Below are 17,692 nucleotides of genomic sequence, written 5' to 3'. Positions count from 1 at the left end.
CGCTGGCTTATGCTGTGGCATCGCGCCCTGCCACGCCGTCAAGGAGACCTCATGTCCGTCAGCCACATCATAGCCAACCGCCAGACCTGGTTCGGCCACGGCAGCATCCAGCAACTGCCGCCGCTGCTGCTTGCCGATCCGCAGCCGACGCTGCTGTTCAGCTGCCGATCTTTTCTCAACGGCCCGGTGTACGCTGGCCTGCGCGAATCGCTGGCGCCGCTGCTCATCGGCACCGAGATCGTCAGCCACGAGGCGTCGCCGCAGGAAATAGACGCCTGGGTGGCGCGCTGGCGCGGCCAGGCGCGGCGCGTGGTGGCCATCGGCGGCGGCAGCGTGCTGGACGCCGCCAAGGCGTTCTCCGCGCTGGTGGAGCATCCGCTGCCGACGCTGCGCTATATGGAAAAGGTGGGCGACAGCAAAATCAGCGGCGCCACCCTGCCGCTGATCGCCATTCCCACCACCGCCGGCACCGGCAGCGAGGTGACGCAGAACGCGGTGATCACCGACACCCAGGTCAGCAAAGTGAAGGCCTCGCTGCGCCACAATAACTTCGTGCCGCACACCGCCATTCTCGATCCGCAGCTGCTGGCGGGCGCACCGGACAAGGTGCTGGCCTACTGCGCCATCGACGCCTTCACCCACCTGTTCGAGGCCTATCTGTCGAAAACCGCCGGCGCCATGACGCGCGACCTGTCGCTGAGCGGCATCCGCCACTTTCTTGCGGCCTGGCCGGCGCTCAACCGCAGCGACGCGGCGCGCGAAGCGATTATGCAAGCTTCCTACCTCGGGGGGCTGACGCTGAGCGCCGCCGGGCTGGGGGTGATCCACGGCATCGCCGGCGAGATCGGCGCGCTGCGCGATTACCACCACGGCCAGGTCTGCGGCCGCCTGCTGCTGCCGTTCCTCGCCCTGCTGGAAAACAGCGAACAGCCGCAGCAACGCGCGCTGATGGCCGAGCTGGCCGCGCGCCTGTACCCGCACTGGCAGGGCAGCCCGGAGAGCTACCTGACCGATTTCATCACCCGCCACGCTATCGCGCCGTTCTGGCAGGACGATTTGCCGATTTCCGGCCAGGAATTGGCGGTGGCGCTGGAAAAATCCAACAGCAAGAATGCCTGGATCGACTATGCGCCGGCACAGCGGCAGCGGATGATCGAAGAGGCGTTTCGCGTCGAATGATGATATCTACCCTAAATAGTTGGAGCGGCATCCCGGCGGCAAGAGGTGGCTCGCCAGGAGCTTACTCAAGTCAGTGACTGGCGTACGCACTCGCAGCCAACACAGATGCAGTTTCAAGTATGACGGGTATAATCAGATCAACGCACTAGCAGGAGTTAAGGAAATGGGCATCATCGGCTGGATCTTCGCCGGCATCGCGGTCGGCATCCTGGTCGGCGCGCTGATCAGAATCTTCGGCAAGAAGAAAGAGCAGTAAGCGTCACGCTGTTCCGTGGGCCGCCAGCAGGCACTCATGGAACAGCTTCACCACCCGCTGCGGCACCGGCGAGCGGCGCAGCACGCTGGAGTATTCGCAGTGATAGCGGAACAGCGCCGGCTTGATCGCCCGCATCATATTCTGCGCCACGAAAAACGCCGCGTAGTGATCCGGCAAAAAGCCGACGTATTTGCCGGACAGGATCAGCGTGGCGATCGACTCCTGCGCGAACCCCGTCGCTTTGCGATGCAAATGTTGCTGCAGGCTCAGTTCCATATTCGGCGAATGGTAGCCTAATCCGGCGAAGGCATAATTGTGCAGCAGATCCCAATTTAATGTTTCATGGGGGGCGGAAAATAATTCATGCTGCGCGCCGCAATATAAGAACATCCTCTCACTGAATAACGAATGATAAGATAAACTTTCCGCGCTGCGGTGCATGGGAATAACGCCAACCTGAAATTGCCCGTCAATGACGCCGCGTTCAATGGTATTAATCGGCTCCACGTACATTTGCAAAGAAACCTCCGGCGCACGCTCGCTGAATAACGCGATGGCCCGGCCGATCTGCGCCTGCGGATTGCTGACCGTATGGTCGAATATCGCCACGTGCAGCTGCCCGCCCATGCGCTGGTGCACCTCGTCCACCCCGCGCCGGAACGCCTCGGTGGCCGCCAGCAGGTTGACCGTTTCCTGGTAGATAAGCAGCCCCTCGTCGGTGACCGCAAAGCCCTCGCGCCCGCGCTGGCACAGCGTCAGGCCCAGCCGCTGCTCCAGATCCTTGATGTGCTTGCTGATGGTCGACAGGCTGATGTTCAGCTCCAGTTCGGCGGCGCTCATGCCGCCGCAGTCGACCACGGCCTTGAATACCCGCAGCAAACGCAGATCCATATCCGACAATTGCCCTAACAGCGCGCGCTTTTTTACTTGCATAAAACCTTAAGTAAGTTTCGACATATGATTATTCACAGTAGAGAACAAGCGGTACATAGTCAATTTCGCACAACAATTCGTTAACAACTCGGTTTATTTTATTAATCGCTCTTATTTTCCTGTTCGGAGGAAAACATGGCCGCTGAAAATCACCCGCTAAATAGTCTCGATGCCGAAGGGTTAGAGGCCCATTGGATGCCTTTTACCGGTAACCGTAATTTTAAAGCGCAGCCGCGCATCATTACTCAGGCCGCGGGGGCGTATTACACCAGCCATGACGGCAGAAAGATTTTCGACGGCCTGTCCGGATTGTGGTGCTGCGGATTGGGGCACGGCCGGCAGGAAATCACCGACGCCGCCCAGCGCCAGCTGGCGACGCTGGATTACTCGCCGGCGTTTCAATTCGGCCACCCGCTGTCGTTCGAACTGGCCAACAAGATCAAGGCACTGACGCCGGCAGGGCTGGATTACGTGTTCTTCACCGGCTCCGGATCGGAAGCGGCGGACACCGCGCTGAAAATGGCGCGCGCTTACTGGCGCGCCAAAGGCCAGGCGGCCAAAACCTGCTTTATCGGCCGGGAAAAGGGCTATCACGGCGTTAACTTCGGCGGTATCTCGGTCGGCGGCATCGCCGGCAACCGCAAGACGTTCGGCGCCGGCGCCGAGGCAGACCACCTGCCGCACACCCTGCTGGCCGGCAACGCCTTTTCACGCGGCATGCCGCAACAGGGGGCAGAGCTGGCGGAAGAGCTCAACCGCATCATCGCGCTGCGCGACGCCTCAACGATCGCCGCGGTGATCGTCGAACCCTTCTCCGGCTCCGCCGGGGTGATCGTGCCGCCGGTCGGCTACCTGCAGCGCCTGCGCGAAATCTGTACCCAGCATGACATCCTGCTGATCTTCGACGAAGTGATCACCGCCTTCGGCCGCTGCGGCGCGATGACCGGCGCCGAGGCGTTCGGCGTCACGCCGGACATCATGAACATCGCCAAACAGGTGACCAACGGCGCGCAGCCGATGGGCGCGGTGGTGGTGCGGCCGGAGATCTACCACACCTTCATGAACGGCGGCGAGCCGGACTACCAGCTCGAATTCCCGCACGGCTACACCTACTCCGCCCACCCGGTCAGCTGCGCGGTCGCGCTGGCGACGCTGGACATCCTGCAGCGCGAACAGATGGTGGAGCGCGTACAGGCGCTGGCGCCCTACTTCGAGCGCGCGGTACACAGCCTGCAAGGGGCCAAACACGTCGCCGACATTCGCAACATCGGCCTGGCGGCCGGCATCACGCTGGCGGCGCGGCCGGGCGAACCGGCGCGGCGCCCCTTCGAGGCGGCGATGCGCTGCTGGGAAAGCGGATTTTACGTGCGCTACGGCGGCGACACCCTGCAGCTGGCGCCGCCGTTCATCAGCAGCGAAGCGCAGATCGATGCGCTGATCAACGCCGTGGGCGACGCCCTCAACGCCACCGAATAAGGAGAGAATCATGACCATTACCCATTGGATCAACGGCGAGCCCGCCGCCGGCGGCGAACGCAGCCAGCCGGTTTACGACCCGGCCACCGGCCAATCGGCGCAGGAGGTGCAGCTGGCCGACCGCGCCACGGTGGAGCGCGCCATCGCCGCCGCCGAACAGGCCTATCCCGCCTGGCGCGACACCCCGCCGCTGAAGCGCGCGCGCATCATGATGAAGCTCAAGGATCTGCTGGAGCAGCACGCCGACGCCATCTGCCAGCTGATCACCGCCGAGCACGGCAAGGTGCTCAGCGACGCCCTGGGCGAACTGCAGCGCGGCATCGAGAATATCGAATATGCCGGCTATGTGCCGGAACTGCTGAAGGGCGAACACAGCAAAGAGGCCGGCCCGGGCATCGACAGCTGGAGCGAGTTTCAACCGCTGGGGGTGGTGGCGGGCATCACGCCGTTCAACTTCCCGGCGATGGTGCCGCTGTGGATGTGGCCGATGGCGGTGGCGTGCGGCAACACCTTCGTGCTGAAGCCTTCCGAGCGCGTGCCTTCCGCCGCGCTGTATATCGCACGGCTGGCAGCGGAAGCCGGGCTGCCGCCGGGGGTGCTCAACGTGGTCAACGGCGATCGCGAAGCGGTGGAGACGCTGCTGCATGACGGGCGCGTCAAAGCGATAAGCTTCGTCGGTTCGACGCCGGTGGCGGAGCACATCTATCACACCGGCTGTGGGCAGAACAAACGGGTGCAGGCGCTGGGCGGCGCCAAGAACCACGCGGTGGTGCTGCCGGACGCCGATATCCCCGGCGCGGTCGGCGCGCTGATGGGCGCCGCCTTCGGCTCCTGCGGCCAGCGTTGCATGGCCATCCCGCTGGTGGTGGCGGTGGGCGACGGCACCGCCGAAGCGCTGATCGCCGGGCTGCGGCAACAGATGGCCGCCATGCGCGTCGGCCCCGGCAGCGACAACCGCAACGACATGGGGCCGCTGGTGACCCAACAGCATTATCAGAAGGTAAAAGGCTATATCGATCAGGGCGTGGCCGAAGGCGCCGAGCTGCTGGTGGACGGCCGCGAACTGAGCGTGATCGGCGCCGACGGCCGCCCCAGCCAGGGGTATTTCCTCGGCCCGACGCTGTTCGATCGCGTGACGCCCGGCATGCGCATCTATCAGGAGGAGATCTTCGGCCCGGTGCTCGGCGTGGTGCGCGCGGCGTCGCTGCCGGAGGCGATGGCCTTGATCGACGCCCACGAATACGGCAACGGCACCTGTCTGTTCACCCGCGACGGCGAAGCGGCGCGCTACTTCTCCAGCCGCATTCAGGTCGGCATGGTGGGGATCAACGTGGCGCTGCCGGTGCCGGTGGCCTACCACTCGTTCGGCGGCTGGAAGCGCTCGCTGTTCGGCGATCTGCACGCCTACGGCCCGGACGCCGTCAGGTTCTACACCAAACGCAAGACCGTGACCCAGCGCTGGCCGGCCTCCGGCGATGCCCGGCGCGCCAGCTTCAGCTTCCCGTCGGGGCAGGGGTAACCTGTTCTCCCATTTGTGAATTCAAATACATAAGAAGGATACAAACACCAATACCAGGGAACCCCTGACTTCCACTAGCGCAGTGTCATAAGAACCGAGTCGCCAAACACATGCCATCGCCGTTGCTCCTGCGTGATGTCTTGGCGACTAACAATAATTTACTGATGTGTTAATGGAGACTTTCATCATGCACCAGCAACCTGACCCTCCGCAGTTTAAAAATAGCATGGGTATTCACGATGCTGCAGGGAGCCGCGCCATGCCGTGTGCTCATGCTCAGATTGAGCTGACAACCCAACCCAATAACTATCGATTGATCATGGCAGCCAGCCTGGGGAACGGGCTGGAAATCTTCGACTTCACGGTTTACAGCTTTTTTGCCATGGTCATCGGCAAATTATATTTCCCCAGCGATACCGCCTACGGCTCATTGCTGATGGCAGTTGCCGTCTTTGGTGTGGGTTTTGTCATGAGGCCTTTGGGCAGCGTGTTACTGGGCGGTTATGCCGACCGCCAGGGCCGCAAAGCCGCGATGCTGGTGACTATCATGCTCATGGGCATCGGTACCGCACTCATCGCGTTCGCGCCGACTCACGAGCAAATCGGCTGGTTGGCGCCGGTGCTTATCGTCCTTGGCCGTCTTTTACAGGGGTTTGCCGCCGGGGGTGAGGTCGGGTCAGCGACCACGCTGTTGCTGGAGTCCGCCGGCGCCAATCAGCGCGGATTCTTTGTTAGCTGGCAGTCTATCAGCCAAGGGATTGCCGCCCTGTTTGGCGCTTCACTAGGCTTGTTATTAACCTCCAGTTTATCTGAGGAATCGCTTTACAGTTGGGGTTGGCGTGTTCCCTTCATCATCGGCCTGCTCATCATCCCTGTCGGGGTCTATATTCGTCGCCATGTTGAAGAAACCTTTATTGGTGCCCAACAGAACGAAAGGAATGTTGCCCACCCCGCGCAGCAAATGCTGACGAGCTACCGCCGCGATTTAATTCTCGGCGTGATGATAATCATGTCCGGTACGGCGATGGTTTATATCGTACTTTTCTACATGCCGACTTACATGATCCAAACCCACCACATTGCCGCTCCCATCGCTTATTTGTTCAGTTGCCTCGCCGCCGTCATCCAGGTGATTTCGGTTTACTTCGCAGGACGCTATGTCGATCGGTTCAAGAATCATAAAAACGCCATGATTTTCTCCATTGTGGTGGGCATCGTCATGGCCTATCCCACCTTTTGGTTTCTCGGCATGGCCGATTCACTCTGGCTGGCCGTCGCATGCCGTCTGCTGCTGATTGTCGCATTGGGCATCAATATGCTTACCAGCACCCTCCTGATCGTCGAAGCGCTACCTCGGCCAGTCAGGGCGACCGGTATGTCAATGATCTACGCACTGGGCGTGACGCTGTTTGGCGGCACAGCACAGGTCGCGGTGACCTGGCTGCTCAGTGTCACCGGCAACCCCATGGCACCGGCATGGTACCTGATCGGTATGTTGGCCATCAGCCTGATCGCCACCTGCTTATTCAAGCAACGTGACTATGAACAATGATAAATAAGGAGTTGGCAGAATGATCGATTGGAAACAACATTGCGTTCCCGGCCTGCTTGATTCTTTTGAAGAAATGCGGCGCATACGGCAGGATATTCATCAACATCCTGAATTAGGTTACCAGGAACATCGCACCAGTAAGATAGTCGCAGATTACCTGGCGCAGTGGGGATATAAAGTGACCTGCGGCCTTGGCGGTACCGGTGTGGTCGGCACGCTCAAGGTGGGAAAAGGAGAGAAATCCCTCGGGCTGCGAGCCGATATGGATGCGTTGCCGATGAGCGAAGCCGAGGGATGTCCGTATGTCAGTCGCCACGCTGGCGTCATGCATGCCTGCGGCCATGATGGGCATACGGCGACCCTACTGGCCGTTGCCAGGCATTTGGCACAAACCCGCAGCTTTTCGGGCACGCTTAATCTTATCTTCCAGCCGTCCGAGGAGAGCGGTGCCGGCGCAGAAGCGATGTTGCAAGATGGGCTAATGGACATCGCCCCTTGCGACATGCTGTTCGCCTGGCATAACTACCCTTCCCCCACGCTGCAATTCGGTCAGATGAGTATCGGCATGGGGGCTGTCATGGCCTCAGTAGACAGCCTGCACATCCATATCACAGGCAAAGGCGGTCACGCCGCCTCACCGCATTTTACCTGCGATCCGATCGTTGCGGCCGGCGCCATGATCCAGGCGTTACAAACCATCATTGCACGCAACGTCAATCCATTTGACTGTGCCGCCGTCAGCATTACCAGCATTCATGCCGGTACCAATTTCAATGTGATCCCCGGCGAATTGGAAATGAAGCTTTCGTTGCGTAGCTTCGATAAGCAACAGCGGCAACTGATAGTCACCCGCGTCAATGACATCGTGCAGCATCAGGCCGCCTGCTTCGGCGTCAACGCAAAAATCAGCGAAGCGGCCATAAGTTATCCGTCACAGATCAACCACGAGGAGCCGACACGCCTGGCTCGGGCCGTAGCGGTGCAGCATTTCGGGGCCGGCAACGTGGTTTTAGATCATCCTCCCATCCTCGCCGCTGATGATTTCGCCTTTATGGCTCAACGAGTGCCGGCCTGTTACATCAACATCGGCGCCGGTGACTCAGCGCCGTTGCATAACACGCATTACGACTTTAACGATGCGCTGATACCGGTCGCCGGGAGTCTATTGGTTTATCTGACACAGGCGCAATTACGTTGATACACCATGCCGGGGTGCTCACTATAAAACGTCCGAGACTTCCCCGGCATTTCCGCGCGCTCCATTTGATTCCTGCGTACAGCCTGTGCAGCAAAACAATAATTCACTCACACGTTAATGGAGTCGTTATCCCATGAAAGAGTCCGCCCCTGAACACACCTTCAAAGGCAATCTCAGCGTCCTCGACGTGGTGATGATCACCGCGTCCGGCGTGACGCCGGCCAGTTCGATCTTCGTCATCGCTCCGCTGGCGATCGCCAGCGCCGGCAGCGGCGCCTTTCTGTCGTTTCTGATCGCCGCCTGCGTCGCCGCCGCCATTGCGCTGTGCTATGCCGAGCTCGGCGCCGCTCACCCCAGCGCCGGCGGCGAATACAGCATCATCAAGCGCCTGTTCGGCACCCTGTGCGGGCTGCAGACCTACCTGTTCATCCTCAGCGCCGCGCTGTTCGTGCCGGCGGTGCTGGCCACCGGCGCGGTGCCCTACCTGAACACCGCGCTGGGCACCCGGTTCGACGCCTCTACCGCCGGGATGATCACCGTGCTGATCGGCGGCGCCTGCGCCATTTTCAACATCAAGGCCAACGCCCTGCTGACCGGCGCTTTCCTGGTGGTGGAAGTGGCGGTGCTGGCGCTGATCGCCTGGCTCGGCTTCAGCCACCCGCATCAGAGCGCGGCGATCCTCACCGCGCCGGTGATGCTGGACGCACAGGGCGGCCTGGCGCCGGTGTCGCTGCCGCTGATCGTCGCCATGGTCGGCGTCGCCTTGTTCTCCTACAACGGCTACGGCGCGGCGGTGTACATGGCGGAAGACATGCGCGAACAGGGTAAGCCGATGGCGCTGGCGATCATGCTGACGCTGGTCATCGTGGTATTGGTGGAACTGGTGCCGTTCACCGCCCTGCTGATCGGCTCGCCGTCGCTGGTGGAGATGGCCAAACAGGCCGATCCGGTCGGCTATGTGGTCACCCAGCTCGGCGGCCCGACGCTGGCGCGGGTGGTAAGCGGCGCGATTTATCTGTCGGTGTTCAACGCCATCATCGCTATCGTGGCGCAGTTCAGCCGCATGATGTTCGCCAGCGGGCGCGACGGCTTCTGGCTGCCGGCGTTTAACCGGGCGCTGAAAATCATCCACCCGCGCTTCGGCACCCCCTGGATCGCCACCCTGCTGTTCGGCGTGCCCTCGGCGCTGCTGGCGTTTTGCTCCGATCTCGAATCGCTGACCTCGTTCACCGTGATCCTGCTGCTGCTGGTGTACATCATCATGGCGGTGGCGGCGCTGATCAGCCGCCGTCGCCGCCACTTCCACCACCCGTACCTGATGCCGCTGTGGCCGCTGCCGGTGGTGGTGGCGCTGCTGTGCTGCCTGTACGTGCTGTGGACGATTTTGATCGCCAGCAGCCTGAAAGACTTTATTATCATTGCCGGCATCATCGGCTTCGGGCTGGCGCTGAACCATCTGCGCGGCCGCCAGACGGCGCCCCTCGCCGCCCCCTCAATAGAAGGAGAATAACCATGACGCAGCGCGCTCAGGATCTGGGCATCATCATCGGACAGGGCACGCCCGGCCCGCTGAACGCCATCACCGACGTGCCCGGCGTGCGCGTTGGCCATGCCAGCATTCATGCCGATTTGGCGGACGGGCGCAGCGTGCGCACCGGCGTGACGGTGATCGAACCGCGCCCCGGCTCCGCCCGCCATGCGCCCTGCTTCGCCGGCGTGCACGTGCTGAACGGCAACGGCGACGCCACCGGCCTGGAATGGGTGCGCGAAGCGGGCCTGCTGACCAGCCCGATCGCCTTCACCAACACCCACAGCGTGGGCGTGGTGCGCGATGCGCTGATCGCGCTGGAGCGTGAAGCGCTGCCCGCGGGCGACAACGCGGTGTATTGGAATATGCCGGTGGTGATGGAAACCTTCGATGGCCTGCTCAACGACATCAACGGCTTTCACGTCAAGGCCGAGCACGTGCGCCAGGCGCAGCAGGCGGCCCGGGGCGGCCTGCCGCAGGAAGGCGCGGTCGGCGGCGGCAGCGGCATGATCTGCCATGAATTCAAAGGCGGCAGCGGCACCGCGTCGCGCCGCCTGCCCGCCGATCAGGGCGGCTGGACGGTGGGCGCCATCGTGCAGGCCAACCACGGCAAGCGCGAGTCGCTGCTGGTGGGCGGCTACCCGGTAGGCCGGCATCTGGGGCATCTCCCCTCGCCGTTCACGCCGCAGTTGCCGCACCCCGGCATGGGCTCCATCGTGGTGGCGCTGGCGACCGACGCGCCGCTGCTGCCGCACCAGTGTGCGCGGCTGGCGCAGCGCGCCGGCATCGGCATCGCCCGCACCGGCGGCGGCACCGAGGACTCGAGCGGCGACATTTTCATCGCCTTCGCTACCGGCAACGACGGCCTGCCGCCCGCCGACTACGCCAATAAAGGCGCCTTCACCACGCCGCTGCGCATGGTGAACAACGACTACATTTCGGCGCTGTTCGCCGCAGCGGCGGAAGCGGTGGAGGAAGCGATCGTGAATGCGTTGCTGGCGGCCAATACCGTCAGCGGCAACGGCCACCGGGCGGAAGGGTTGAGCGCCGAACAGCTGGTGACGGCGCTGGAGAAGGCCGGCTGGCGGCGGTAAAAACACAGGGCGCGGGGATTAACCGCGCCCGGCTTATCAGGATTCGCCGCCCGGCTTGGGCGGCGGATAGTCGTAATCCAGCCGCAACGGTTCGGCGTAGACGCTGTTCCACAGCTGTTGGTACAGCTGGTCCAACCGCCCGCTCATCGCCGCGCTGTGCAGCACCAGCTCCAGATTGCGCGAGTTGTCCAGATAGCCGCCGGTCCAGTTGCTGGTGCCCACCCAGGCAATCTCATCGTCGATGGTCATCAGCTTGCTGTGGATCACGCGGGCAAACGGAATGAAGCCGCTGCTGGCCGGTGGTATGGTCACCACTTTGATCTGCACGTTCGGCACCAGCGCCAGGCTCTTCAGCCAGGCGATATCCGGCTTTTTGGTGTTCCAGTTGGCCACCATCAGCTCGATCTGCACCCCGCGCGCCGCCGCGCTGCGCAGCGCGTTGTCGATCACCGCATAGAAGGGGCGGCTGCGCTCCGGCCCGAACGACAGCGGCGCGTAATCCATCACCTGCACCCGCACCCGCCGCTTGGCGCCGGCCAGCAAGCGCGGCAGCTCGGCCTGCGAGTCAATCACCCCCGCCGGGTTGTAGGCGCGCGGGCTGGCCACCAGATAGTTGCCCTGCGCCGGCGCCGTCGCCGGCGAATCGGGCAGCGGCGGCACCGGCTTATCCTGCGCCAACAGCGCCTGCGCCTGCCAGTCCTGTTCGAAGATCGCCTGAATTTGCCCCACCACCTTGGCGTCGCTGATGCGCAGCCCGGTTTCGTGAATATGCTCCAGCGCGCGCCAGTCGAAGTTCTGGCTGCCGACGAACGCCTGTTCGCCGTCCACCAGCAGATACTTGGCGTGCAGAATGCCGCCGCTCAGCTTCTGGTAAGGAATGATGCGCAGCTCCAGATTGGGGATCGCCTTCAGCTGTTCCAGCGTTTCGGCAGTGGAATTGCGGATGCCTTTCTCTTCCACCAAAAAGCGGATTTTCACCCCGCGCTCGCCGGCCGCCTTCAGGTGCTGCAGCACGCCGTCCAGCAACGAACCGTCCTGATTCGCCACGTAAAACTGCCCCAGATCGATGCGGGTTTTCGCCGCGTCGAACATTTCGCGCCACACCTCGGCGGTGTTGCGCAGGTCATCGGCCTGCAATGCAGTTTCCACCGGTGCGGTGTACACCAGCTCGTAGCCGGGAATCGCAAAACGCGCCACAGCGCTCTGGCTCAACATCAACAAACAACCGCCCCATAAAGCCGTATAAAGGCGGCCGAACGGCCGCCGTACTGGATGGCCATTAGGCATAGCGCGGCGCCCCGCTGTCAACCCATTGTTCGCCGCTGCCGCTCTCCGGGCGGCCGGTCGGTTGGCCGGCGCGGATCAGCAGCACCTTCAGCAGCTCGTTGATGCGTTCCATGCGGCTCTGCAGGAAGTTGTTGGCCACCAGGCACAGCAGCGCGATGGCGATGCCGAGGCCGGTGGCGTACAGCGCGGTGCCCATCCCGGCCGAGACCAGGCTCGGCTCGGACACCCCCGAAGCGGCCAGCGCCTTGAAGGTTTCGATGATCCCCATCACCGTGCCCAGCAGCCCCAGCAGCGGCGCGGCGGTGACCACGGTTTCCAGCAGCCACAGGCCGCGCGCCATCGGCGGCTTGCTCAGCAGGTACTGGGCGTCGATCAGATCGCCGATCGCCTCGCGGTCGCCGGCGCGGTGCTTCTGCGCCAATACCGGCGCGATCACCGCCATCGGCAGGCTGTTGCGCTGGGTCAGCTCGTCCGGCAGATCGGCGGCGCGGCGCACGTCCGGCGTCAGCGCCTGCTCCAGCCGGCGCGCCTGGCGCTGGGTATAGGCGAAGTACAGCGTGCGTTCGATGATGATCACCAGCGCGATCGCCAGCGCGGCGTACATCACGTAGAAAATAATGTCGTGCAACAGATTGGCGTCCATACAGGGTTCCTCTTCCCCACCGCCGGGCAGGCGGCGGGGTATTCAGTTAAAAGGTGGCTTCCAGCGAGACGCTGAAGGTGCGTTCTTCGCCGACGTTGTAATACGGCGTGCTGGCTTTGACGCCGCCGTAAGGCACCGAGTTGAAGGTGGTGGTGCGCGCCGAGGTCAGGTATTCCTTGTCAAACAGGTTGCTGATGCCAAAACGCAGCGCGGCGCTCTTGACGATTTTCTTGTCCACCGGCAGATGCACCCCCGCCGCCAGATCGAACACCGTGCGGCCGCCAATCTTCTCGTCGTTGGTCAGATCGCCGTAGAACGCGCTGACGTACTTGCCGCTGACGCTGCCGTAATACAGCCCATCGTCATAACCCAGCGTCATGTTCAGCAGGTTTTTCGGCACGTTCGGCACCTCTTTGCCGGAGGTCGGCAGCGGCAGCCCGTTGCTGACAATGTCGTTCTTCTGCTTCGACTCGGTGTAGGTATAAGAGGTGTAGTAGTTGAAGTTATGCGGCAGCTGGCCGCTCCACTCCAGCTCCAGCCCTTTGTTCTCCACGTTACCGATGTTCATCATCTCGTAGTCGCCCGACGAGTTGGTGGTGGAGATTTGGCGATCGCTGTAGCGCATGTAGAACAGCGTGGCGCTCAGCAGCATGTCTTCCTGCTGGAAACGCCAGCCCAGCTCGTGGTTCCAGCTCAACTCCGGTTTGGTGCTGAGCGAGTCGCCGGCGTTGTACAGCACATAGTTCGGCGGCGTACGCATGTTGCGCGTCAGGTTGTAGAACACCTGGTTTTCCTGGTTCACCTTATAGCTGGCGCTGAAGTTCGGCAGAAGCTCATGGTAAGTGGCGTTTTTGCTGTCCGGCCGTTCGGTCAGGCTACCGTACCGCTGCCCCTTGCGCTCGACGTATTGATAGGCCAACCCGCCGACGAAGGTCCAGTCCGGCGTGGCGAACCAGGTGTCCTGCAGCCACACTTTCTGCGCCGGCGTCACCGTGTATTGGTTGCGCCCCTGCACGGTGTTGCCGTTGGCGTCCTTCACCTGATCGGATCCGCCCGGCTGGCCCCAAATCTGCGCCGGGTTGCCGTCATCTTTGATGCGGATGAACGGCTGTGTCTGCAGCTGACGCGCGCGCTCATACCAGTAGCCGATATCCAGGCTGTGCCGATCGTTGATGTCCCATTTCAGCTTGGTGGTGATGCCCGGCCGCCAGGTTTGGGTCCACGACGGGCGATAATAGGTGTTGGATTTCAGGTTGCTGAGGTCATACTGCCCGGCCTTGCTGGAGGTGTTGGACAGCACCGAGGCCGTCTGGCCGGTGAAGCTGCCGCCGTTGCCCCAGTAGTAATACGGCTGCAGGGTCAGCGACAGGTTGTCGCGCAGCTGCAGCTTCTGGCTGAACGACAGCGTGAAGTTCTCGAACGGGTTGCGTTCAATCTTGTAGTACTTGTTCAACTGCCCCTTGCTGTTGTACTCCGGCGTAGTGGCGTAGTCGGTGTCACGGCCGTCGTTTTGGAACTGCGCCTTGCTCAGGGTGTTGTAGTTGGTGTTGTTCTGGCGGTTGTACTTCATCACCAGATTGCTGCTGTTGCCGTTGCCGTCTTCGTACAGCGAGTTCATCTCAAACTTGTCGGAGTACAGGCGCCCCTCGCCGCGCCACTTTTTCGCCTCGGTGTGCGAATAGGAGAGCCAGTTGCTGAAGCCGTTGTACTCGCCGGTCTCGAGGCGGGCGAAGGTTTTGCTCAGGTTGTTGCTGCCCAGCGTCTGCTTGAGGAAGCCACCGAAATCTTTCGCCGGGCGGCGCGTCACCAGGCCGATGTTGCCGCCGCTGGAGCCGATGTGCGGGCCATCCGCTTCGGAGGAGCCCTGGGTGACGAACACTTCCTCCAGGTTTTCCGCATCGCCGAGCAGGTTCGGGTATACCGCGTAGTTGCCGGAGTCGTTGATCGGGATGCCGTCCATCGACAGGCCGATCTGATCGGAGTTCATGCCGCGCATGGTGTAGTCCACGCCGCTCAGGCCGCTGGCGTCGTTGCTGTTGACGTTCAGGCCCGGCGTATATTTCAGCTTATCGATGGCGTTGCCCGCCGCCGGCATTTTATCCATCGCCTCTTTGGTGACGGTGGAGCGCGCCTTGGCACTGTCATCCTGCACCATCATGCCGCCGCCGAGCGACTGCCCCTTGACGCTGATGGTGCCGACATCAGTGGCGTCGGCCGCCAGCGCGGCGCCCGGCAGCAGCGCCGACATCACCGCCAGATAAATCCCAGAACGATTGAACGATTTCATTGTGTGCTTCCCTTAAAAATCAAACGATTAACCCTTGCGCTAAGGCGCCTGATAATTGAACGTTGCGGTAAATCTTTTGGTTGTTTGCCCGGCGAACGCCTCGCTCGGGAACGGCTTCACTGAACTGATGCTTTGCAGGCTGCTCATCGCCGCGCGGTTCAGCAGCATGCTGGCGGCTTTGTTGGCGATGCCGGAAGAGAGCACCCGCCCGCTGCGATCGACTTCCAGCCACACCTCCACGTTGCCCTGCGGGCGTTCGAGCGAGGCCTGGCGCCCGCTCGGGTAGCGCTTGCGCTGTTCCAGCTCGCGGCGCAAGGCCAACAGATAGCCGTTTTCGATCGCCTGCGCGTTCACCTTCGGCGCCGCCGGGGCGGCCGGGGCGGGCTGCGCCGCCGGTTTGCTGACCAGCGCGCGCGGGGCGACGGGTGCCGGCGTCGCTTTAGGCTTCTCTGCCGGTTTGGCTTGCTCTTTCATCGGTTTAGGTTTGGGTTTCGGCTGCGGTTTCGGCACCGGTTTGGCCTCGACGATCGGTTCCGGCGCCGGCACCACCGGTTCGGGGATCGGCTCCGGCTCGGGCGGCGGCGGTTCGGGCTGAGGTTCCGGCGGCGTTTCCGGTTGAGGTTCAGGCGCCGGTTCAGGCTCCACCAGCGCCAGTTCAATGGCGGTTTCGTCGTAGCGCGGCTGGATCTTCAGCGCCGCCTGCTGGCTGGCGAACAGCAGGCAACCGGCGACAATCAGCGCCGGCAACCAGCTGAAAAGATGACGTGAGCGATAGAGCAGATACATGTCACAGCTTCCGTGTCGCGATGGAGACGGAGAAGAAACCGCCCTGGCGCAGGTTGTCCATGACCGCCACCAGCCGCTCGACCGCCACGCCCTTGTCGCTGTTAACGATGATGGTGGTGGTCTGGTTGGCCTGCTGCTGTTGCTTCAGCGTGTCGACCAACGCGCCGAGCGCGATCGGCTGGCCATCCAGCTGCAGCTGTTCGTCGGCCCCCAGCGTGATGATGGCCTTCTTCTGCGGTTTCAGCTGCTGCGCGCTGCCGGCGGACGGCAGCTGCGTTTTCAGCCCAAGCGCCGGAATGACGTTCAGGCTAATCAAGACGAAAAACACCAATAAAAACATCATCACGTCGATCATCGGGATCAGCTCGATGTGCGCTTTATTCTTTTTCGGTTCGTTCCAGTTACGCATGACACTCCCTCCCAAAAGCGAAGCAGCCAATATAGGAGGGCTTTGTTTACCTTTTGTTACGCTTATGTGATCTTATTTTCACAGTGTGGATTTTTTGCGAGAATTTTTTCAATGGCGGGCGATAAACGTAGGGATATAACTTATTAATTAGCGATAGTTTTTATCGGAATAATTGCGGTATGGACATTTCAGAGGGGTAAAGCCAGAGAGGGAAATGTGAGAATAGTGACAACTAAAACGGTCACGACAACAAGACCTGAAGCCCGTGTTTACGTACGATCGCAAGCAGCTTGAGCGACAGACTGGCACTCAGACAACGGGCAAAAACCGGTTGGCTTGATACCGCGCAGCTGTACAGCGCAGAGGGCATCATGGCGAAAACACACGCAACAACCTGTTTTACCGGCATAAAAAAAGACGCCCGCAGGCGTCTTCTTGGTATTTTCACTGAAGCCCGAGGCGATCAGTTCACTTTCACCGGCATGCCGGAACGGGCCTTGATCGCCGCGTCCACTTCGCTCTGGTTGACACCGGCGTCCATCAGCACTTTGCCGACCGGCGCCGAGATGGTCAACGGCACCGGATCCTTGGATTGCAGCTGCTGTTCGTTGGCCGACAGCGGGTTGTGCACTTCCACGTAGCGCGAGCCGTCCGGCTCGACGGTGGCTTTCATCGGTTCGTTGATGAACTGCACGCGGGTGCCGACCGGCACGTTATCGAACAGGTACTTGATGTCGTCGGCGCGCAGACGCACGCAGCCGTGGCTCACGCGCAGACCGATGCCGAAGTTGGCGTTGGTGCCGTGGATAGCGTACAAACGCCCCACATACAACGCATACAGCCCCATCGGGTTATCCGGGCCGGCCGGGAATACCGCCGGCAGGATCTCGCCTTCGGCCGCGTACTCGGCGCGCATTTTAGCAGTCGGCGTCCAGGTCGGGCCGTCTTTCTTGCGCTGCACGGTGGTGGTCCAGTTCAGCGGGGTGTCTTTACCCAGCTGGCCGATACCGATCGGCAGCACCACCACGGTGTTGGACCCTTTCGGGTAGTAGTACAGACGCATCTCGGCACTGTTGATGATGATGCCTTCACGCGGCGCGTCCGGCAGGATCAGCTGCTGCGGGATGGTCAGGGTGCTGCCGGCCTTCGGCAGGAACGGATCCACGCCCGGATTGGCTTCCAGCATGTTGCTCAGCCCCATCTGATACTGGGCGGCGAAGCTTTCCAGCGGCAGTTTGCTGTCTTCCGGTACGGTGATTTGGATATTTTCGCCCACCAAACGGCTGTCTTTTGGCGGCAGCGGGTAGACGACGGCGAAGGCAGCCTGGCTGAATGCAACCAGTGCCGTAAACAGGGTTAATAACGCGCGAATGCTCATTTTCATCTTCGTGTTGGTCAAGGCCACTGGCGATTATGGATATCGGTTTCTACGGCCACCTTGCCCCGATGAAAATCTGCCGGCAGCCAACGGCGCTGCGGCCTGAAAATCAGGGGGGAATTGACCGGATGCGCATTATATGTGCACATCAATCAAAGTGTGAACCA

At 61.9% G+C, this 17,692-nt stretch carries 14 protein-coding genes; 7 read left to right on the top strand and 7 right to left on the bottom strand.

The annotated features are described in order from the left end of the window. Window positions 1–51 precede the first annotated feature (51 nt). Entirely contained in the window at window positions 52–1,179 is a 1,128-nt protein-coding gene (locus M6G53_RS08390) for an iron-containing alcohol dehydrogenase (RefSeq protein ID WP_253330460.1), read from the top strand. Window positions 1,180–1,438: 259 nt separating this feature from the next. Here M6G53_RS08390 and M6G53_RS08385 read toward each other — a convergent pair whose 3' ends face one another. Then, complete coding sequence (locus M6G53_RS08385) at window positions 1,439–2,368, bottom strand: LysR family transcriptional regulator (protein WP_038878382.1); 930 nt, start codon at window positions 2,366–2,368, stop codon at window positions 1,439–1,441. A gap of 135 nt (window positions 2,369–2,503) precedes the next feature. Here M6G53_RS08385 and aptA point away from each other — a divergent pair, with 135 nt between their 5' ends. The 6 genes from aptA to M6G53_RS08355 all read left to right on the top strand — a co-directional run bounded on the left by aptA (window position 2,504) and on the right by M6G53_RS08355 (window position 10,735). Then, window positions 2,504–3,844: an omega-aminotransferase AptA gene (gene aptA / locus M6G53_RS08380; RefSeq protein ID WP_253330458.1), complete on the top strand. Its 1,341-nt coding sequence runs from the start codon at window positions 2,504–2,506 to the stop codon at window positions 3,842–3,844. Window positions 3,845–3,854: 10 nt separating this feature from the next. After that, complete coding sequence (locus M6G53_RS08375; protein WP_084826892.1) at window positions 3,855–5,363, top strand: CoA-acylating methylmalonate-semialdehyde dehydrogenase; 1,509 nt, start codon at window positions 3,855–3,857, stop codon at window positions 5,361–5,363. 259 nt (window positions 5,364–5,622) lie between these two features. Next, window positions 5,623–6,915 carry an MFS transporter gene (locus M6G53_RS08370; RefSeq protein ID WP_197658092.1) on the top strand — a complete coding sequence of 431 codons (1,293 nt, stop codon included), beginning with the start codon at window positions 5,623–5,625 and terminating at the stop codon, window positions 6,913–6,915. Between the two features lie 19 nt (window positions 6,916–6,934). Then, a complete protein-coding gene (locus M6G53_RS08365) occupies window positions 6,935–8,113 on the top strand; it encodes an amidohydrolase (protein WP_038878371.1) in 1,179 nt (392 codons plus the stop codon). A 133-nt stretch (window positions 8,114–8,246) separates the two neighbouring features. Further along, window positions 8,247–9,623 (top strand): APC family permease, encoded by a 1,377-nt coding sequence (locus tag M6G53_RS08360; protein WP_253330454.1) that lies wholly within the window; start codon window positions 8,247–8,249, stop codon window positions 9,621–9,623. Window positions 9,624–9,625: 2 nt separating this feature from the next. After that, window positions 9,626–10,735: a DmpA family aminopeptidase gene (locus tag M6G53_RS08355; protein ID WP_253330451.1), complete on the top strand. Its 1,110-nt coding sequence runs from the start codon at window positions 9,626–9,628 to the stop codon at window positions 10,733–10,735. Between the two features lie 36 nt (window positions 10,736–10,771). Here the strand turns inward: M6G53_RS08355 and M6G53_RS08350 are convergent, their stop codons facing one another. From M6G53_RS08350 to M6G53_RS08325, 6 genes are all read right to left on the bottom strand, one after another. Continuing rightward, window positions 10,772–12,022 (bottom strand): phospholipase D-like domain-containing protein, encoded by a 1,251-nt coding sequence (locus M6G53_RS08350; RefSeq protein ID WP_253330449.1) that lies wholly within the window; start codon window positions 12,020–12,022, stop codon window positions 10,772–10,774. Beyond that, complete coding sequence (locus M6G53_RS08345; protein ID WP_253330447.1) at window positions 12,015–12,665, bottom strand: MotA/TolQ/ExbB proton channel family protein; 651 nt, start codon at window positions 12,663–12,665, stop codon at window positions 12,015–12,017. The genes M6G53_RS08350 and M6G53_RS08345 overlap by 8 nt, the downstream gene beginning before the upstream one ends. Before the next feature lie 46 nt (window positions 12,666–12,711). After that, window positions 12,712–14,952, bottom strand: a complete 2,241-nt coding sequence (locus M6G53_RS08340) for a TonB-dependent receptor family protein (RefSeq protein WP_253330445.1) — start codon at window positions 14,950–14,952, stop codon at window positions 12,712–12,714. Between the two features lie 39 nt (window positions 14,953–14,991). Continuing rightward, entirely contained in the window at window positions 14,992–15,738 is a 747-nt protein-coding gene (locus M6G53_RS08335) for an energy transducer TonB family protein (RefSeq protein ID WP_253330443.1), read from the bottom strand. A 1-nt stretch (window position 15,739) separates the two neighbouring features. Next, the gene (locus tag M6G53_RS08330; RefSeq protein WP_253330441.1) at window positions 15,740–16,147 is read right to left on the bottom strand and encodes an ExbD/TolR family protein; all 408 of its coding nucleotides are present in this window, start codon (window positions 16,145–16,147) and stop codon (window positions 15,740–15,742) included. Window positions 16,148–16,610: 463 nt separating this feature from the next. Continuing rightward, entirely contained in the window at window positions 16,611–17,531 is a 921-nt protein-coding gene (locus M6G53_RS08325; RefSeq protein WP_366519486.1) for a L,D-transpeptidase family protein, read from the bottom strand. Between the last annotated feature and the right edge of the window lie 161 nt (window positions 17,532–17,692).

This window comes from Serratia nevei (assembly GCF_024160145.1).
Taxonomy (GTDB): domain Bacteria; phylum Pseudomonadota; class Gammaproteobacteria; order Enterobacterales; family Enterobacteriaceae; genus Serratia; species Serratia nevei_A.
This window is presented reverse-complemented; position numbering and strand designations above follow the sequence as displayed.